We start from the raw sequence: 4,480 nt of genomic DNA on the forward strand, positions 1-4,480 counted from the left end.
AGTCGGAGTCGGAGTCGGAGTCGGAGTCGGAGTCGGAGTCGGAGTCGCTGTCAGAGTCGGAGTCACTGTCGGATTCATCACTTGGTGTTACGGAGCGGCTCGATCCACCCGCGATAACTCCCAGAGTAACGGCTCCCCCCGCCAACGAGCCAAATCCAGCGAGGCCCAACTCGGCACCGAACAAACCTGCCAGCTTCTCAGTTTCCTCACCTGTCTCGTTTTCGAGCAAAACACCGTGTTCTGTTTGCTCTGTCTGGTTTTTTGTTTCTTCCTGCGACAAAACAGCCAGTTTCGGCGACACAACGATTGGCTTTTCGCTGCCAGAGGGTGATATCGGATTGCTCTGACCCGGCAAGCCAAATGACGCAGCGCCGACAGGCGGTGCTGAAGTTGATCGCTCAGTACCCTTTGATTCTGTTTGATCGGTCATTGGACAGGTAGGACTTGTTGTTGTCCAATTGCTACTTGAACTGATCTGAGGTGGATTTTATGTGGGTTTCTGGATTTAACAAATATTGAGGGTGGTTGTTGTTTTTCTTATTATTTTGATAATAAAAATATATTTATTAAACAATTACTTGTTTTGGTTATTAAGAATAATTCTTTGAATGCATGGGAATTTCGTACGTCATAGTTGCTGGAATTTATTTAACAATTTAATGTATTGTACTTATTTGATGCCAACGTAACTTAAAGGAAAACGCTCAGAAAGAAGTAAGAATTAATCCAAGTGTTTTTTTACAGTGGGTATGTGTGATTTGTTCCTTCAGGCAAAGTTATCCAACTGCAAACCTGCAAGTCTTTCGTCGAGTGTTGCAAATAGCGACCTTGGCGAACTTCGTATCGACCATATTGAAAGGTGACGCCGGCGGCCTGCAATTGGTTGGCATATTTCAACGCTGAATCCAGATTATTCTCGTGCGGCAGGTTAAGCGGGGAGTAGTTTTTCGGGTAACCCTCCAGGTAGTATCCCTTCGCGGTTTGAATTGATCCGCGCTCACCTTTCAGCCGGTTTAGGTTCAAGCGAAGGTGAGTGTCGCTGGCACCGCCGCCTGTTTCGCAAGCCACAATGTCGTAGCCCATCAAAATCAGCTTTGCGATCAGCCTGTGAATCGTCTCGCTGTCTGACAATTTATTCGATTCAAATATGATTTGATGAGGCCATTGCTCGGGTGTTGCGTCACTGAAAAAGTCGTTCAGTATCACCGCGTCATGTCCCTCAGTGTCTACTTTCAGCATGAATACGCCCTGAACATCCTGTTGACGCAGCACTGTTTGAAGCCGGTGACAGGGCACCGGTTGACGCATTAGAACCAATTCAGGGGCGATGCCCATTTTGTCCAGCTGCCTGGCGACCGTGGGGTGAGGGGCACCAATCGAATTGCAACCCCTGAGCCAATTGGGCAGACGATGCTTCGCAATTACTTGGGGCGGGATGAAGTAAACCTCCACCGTACCCTCAAAATTGGAAATGGCAGCGTTAATTTTTTTGCAGCCCGGGCGATTCGGAAGCCGATCAAGGTAAAGTGAGATGGGATCAATCGATAGGCCGTGTGCAGCAGGGCCGGCAGCCTGAATCAGGGTGTTGAAGTCGGAGGTGCCAATTTCGATAAAGTCCAGGAACATGGTGTTTTCAGTCAGGTTTTAATTAAAAAATCATGCAAATAAATGGTAATGGTCGATATCTGCCGGGCCAGGTTTTCAGTGTAATCAAGCTGGAACAGCTTGTGTATTTGTTGCTCGGATTGTCTGTTTTTTTAATCCCTGGGGTGTCCGCATGGGCCAGGCCTCATCCCAAAGCACTTTATACCCACAGCGTGGCCGAGGGTGTATTCAGGGTGTTTTATACCACCGAGGGCAAGCATGCTGTTCCAGCAGATGACGTGGACGGCAACGCGGTTCCAGATCGGGTGGACGATATTCTTGTGCAGCTAAAGGCAGCGGATTGGTTTTATCAAACCCAGCTGGGTTTGGTTCCGCCGTTGAAGCATTCAAGGTACACCCAAAGCGACGGAATCGAAGTGCATATTCAGCACTTTGATCAGGGCACAGGACTTGCGTTTGATGAACCTACCAAGCCCAACTGGTTTGAGGGTCAGTCGTCTACGGCACCCACGCTCAAAATCAAGATTGGTTCGCAGGTAGACCCTCGCTTGAGCACCACACCTGCACATGAACTGTTTCATGTGTATCAATACGCGTATTCGCCCTTCAAAACCAAGTGGTTCACCGAGGGTATGGCCAGGTGGCTGGAGGAGCCTTTTTCCCGACAGGCTCAGTTCGCAGTGCCTCCATCGCCATCCTCTTGTCGGGAGTTGACAGGCATGGCTTACAACGCAAATGGTTTTTTCGCCCGGCTGGCAGAGCGACAGTTCAAGGGCTTTGATCAGGCAGCCATTTCAGATGAATATCGGCAGTTTGTGTATTCAGATGGCAGCCCAGTGATCAGAATTCAATCGGTTTACAAGTTTCGACCTGTTAAAACATGGCTGGAACGTGCGGCTGAATTGGGAGCGAGGGAATCGCGCAGGCTCGGCGTTGTTGAGGGCAAATGGCCAGAGACACTACAACGCAGCGCCCAATTCGATCTAACGCTGTGCGAGGCCTTGACGAAACCTTGAAATCGACATAGAATTCCGCTTCTTTGTCGGGGCATAGCGCAGTCTGGTAGCGCATCTGGTTTGGGACCAGAGGGTCGAGGGTTCGAATCCTTCTGCCCCGACCACCGAATTTAAAGGATGTTCTATCCTTGTCCAGTGGGTGCTTTCTACCCATTCGCGTGTGCGAGTTACAATGCAAATTCTGCCCGTAGCTCAGTTGGATAGAGCATCGGCCTTCTAAGCCGAGGGTCGGGGGTTCGAACCCTCCGGGCAGGCCAAGAATTCAGTACCGGTTTACGGTGGCGGTGTTAGCTCAGTTGGTAGAGCAATGGATTGTGATTCCATGGGTCGTGGGTTCGAGCCCCATACATCGCCCCAAAATACAAAGGACTTAGCGTGAGTGATCCGCTAGGTCCTTTTTGTTTTGTATTTCCGGTAAAAAATTTGCTACGACTGAATTTGCGAAATGCACCGAAGATAGGCCAAATGTAGTGGTCTGCACATGGACGATGTTCGACCAACTGTACATCGCAATTTCACTTGCGTTATGGTGATGCCAAAGGAGAGTGTATGGAATCGCTTGGTGAGAAAAAACCGCTGCGCTTGCTGTTTGTGGGTGCCGGGGGCGTAGGTGCCTACTATGCTGCCCGCTTGATCATGGACGGAAATTCCGTGGTGTTGACGGCGCGCGGGGGTCACCTTGAAGCGATGAAAACCCGTGGCTTGCAGGTTGAGCATGATCAGTTTTCATTCAAGCAGCCTGTGTGTGCAGTCGATCAAGCCACCTTGCAACGCCAGTACCAATGCGAAGATTTTGATGTACTAGTACTGTGTTTGAAATCGCAGGACACGGCGAGTTGGCTCGATTCAAATTCAGTTTGGCTGGCCGCTGGCGCTACGCCAGTTTTGTCTTTGCAAAATGGTGTCGAGAATGAAGCAGTACTCAGCAAGGTATTGGGCGTTGACCGAGTAGTTGGCGGTTTGGCTGTAAGAATTGGTGCACATATCGTTTCGCCAGGGTGTGTTGAGGCACAAGGCTTATGTCAAATTGTGTTGGGTGCATGGCCAAATGCGGTTGTAAATGAAGGCTTGCAAAGCGTAGTTAAAAGGTTAGCGGATGCATTCAATGCATCGGGAATTCCCACCCGGGCCGCGGTCGACATTCGATATGAGTTATGGAAAAAACTGTTGGTGAACAATGGTGTGAATCCGTTGTCGGCTTTGACTCGCAAGGACACTGGCTTTTTAACGAAACACCCGCATTACAGGCAAGTGGTTTATGCGGCAATGCAAGAGGTGGCCGCAGTTTCAGGGGCAGACGATGTGGTGTTGAGCCAGTCTGATGTGGATGAAATGTTCAAATTGATCTGTGAGTTTGATCCGATCAAGACTTCGATGTTGGTAGACCTTGAAAAGGGCCGCCCTTTGGAGCTAGATGCGATCAGCGGCAGCGTGCTTAGGCGTGCTGAACGCTTGGGGATTGATACACCAGTAACAGCATTGATTCATTCAATGCTTAGCAGCTGATTACTTTCCAAATCTTTCTTTGGGTAGCTTTTGCACTGCGATCAAGGATCGATTGATGTGCTCAGCCAGAATTTGCGTGGCCAGTTCGCTGTTGCGGTTCAAGGTGGCATTCAAGATTTCTTCGTGCTCGGAATGCACATCTCGAGGGATGGGCTTCTCGGAAAGAATCAGCCTGCGATAACGTTCTGACTGCATGTACAGCAGATGCTGAAACTGCTTAAGCCAGCGGGAAGGGCAGGCGGAAATGAGCGTGTCGTGGAACAGGCGGTTTTTGCGTTCCCATTCGCTGCGGGTTTCAACTGTTTCCTCACCTAAGCGTGATTCTGCACGGCTTAGCATGTGAAATGCACCCA

The 4,480-nt window shown here is 49.8% G+C and carries 5 protein-coding genes and 3 tRNA genes; 5 read left to right on the top strand and 3 right to left on the bottom strand.

Annotated features, from left to right (window positions below; all coding sequences use genetic code 11):
- A partial coding sequence (locus BSZ31_RS16880) for a hypothetical protein (RefSeq protein ID WP_168426905.1) occupies positions 1-430 on the bottom strand: 430 nt, incomplete at its 3' end.
- A gap of 308 nt (positions 431-738) precedes the next feature.
- The gene (locus tag BSZ31_RS08520) at positions 739-1,626 is read right to left on the bottom strand and encodes an FkbM family methyltransferase (RefSeq protein ID WP_105028391.1); all 888 of its coding nucleotides are present in this window, start codon (positions 1,624-1,626) and stop codon (positions 739-741) included.
- A gap of 32 nt (positions 1,627-1,658) precedes the next feature.
- On the opposite strand from BSZ31_RS08520, the gene BSZ31_RS08525 reads away from it, so the two are divergent.
- The 5 genes from BSZ31_RS08525 to BSZ31_RS08545 all read left to right on the top strand — a co-directional run bounded on the left by BSZ31_RS08525 (position 1,659) and on the right by BSZ31_RS08545 (position 4,127).
- On the top strand, positions 1,659-2,621 hold the full coding sequence (locus tag BSZ31_RS08525; RefSeq protein ID WP_105028392.1) for a hypothetical protein: 963 nt from the start codon (positions 1,659-1,661) through the stop codon (positions 2,619-2,621).
- 27 nt (positions 2,622-2,648) lie between these two features.
- Positions 2,649-2,725: transfer RNA gene (locus BSZ31_RS08530), tRNA-Pro, on the top strand.
- A gap of 77 nt (positions 2,726-2,802) precedes the next feature.
- Positions 2,803-2,878: transfer RNA gene (locus BSZ31_RS08535), tRNA-Arg, on the top strand.
- A gap of 24 nt (positions 2,879-2,902) precedes the next feature.
- Positions 2,903-2,978, top strand: a tRNA-His gene (locus BSZ31_RS08540).
- Between the two features lie 192 nt (positions 2,979-3,170).
- Positions 3,171-4,127, top strand: a complete 957-nt coding sequence (locus BSZ31_RS08545) for a ketopantoate reductase family protein (RefSeq protein ID WP_105028393.1) — start codon at positions 3,171-3,173, stop codon at positions 4,125-4,127.
- On the opposite strand, the gene BSZ31_RS08550 is transcribed toward BSZ31_RS08545, so the two are convergent.
- Positions 4,128-4,480, bottom strand: a 353-nt coding sequence (locus BSZ31_RS08550) for an FCD domain-containing protein (RefSeq protein ID WP_146106742.1), incomplete at its 5' end; no start/stop codon positions are given.

The sequence above is a fragment of the Limnobacter sp. SAORIC-690 genome (assembly GCF_002954425.1).
GTDB classification, from domain to species: Bacteria; Pseudomonadota; Gammaproteobacteria; order Burkholderiales; family Burkholderiaceae_B; genus Limnobacter; species Limnobacter profundi.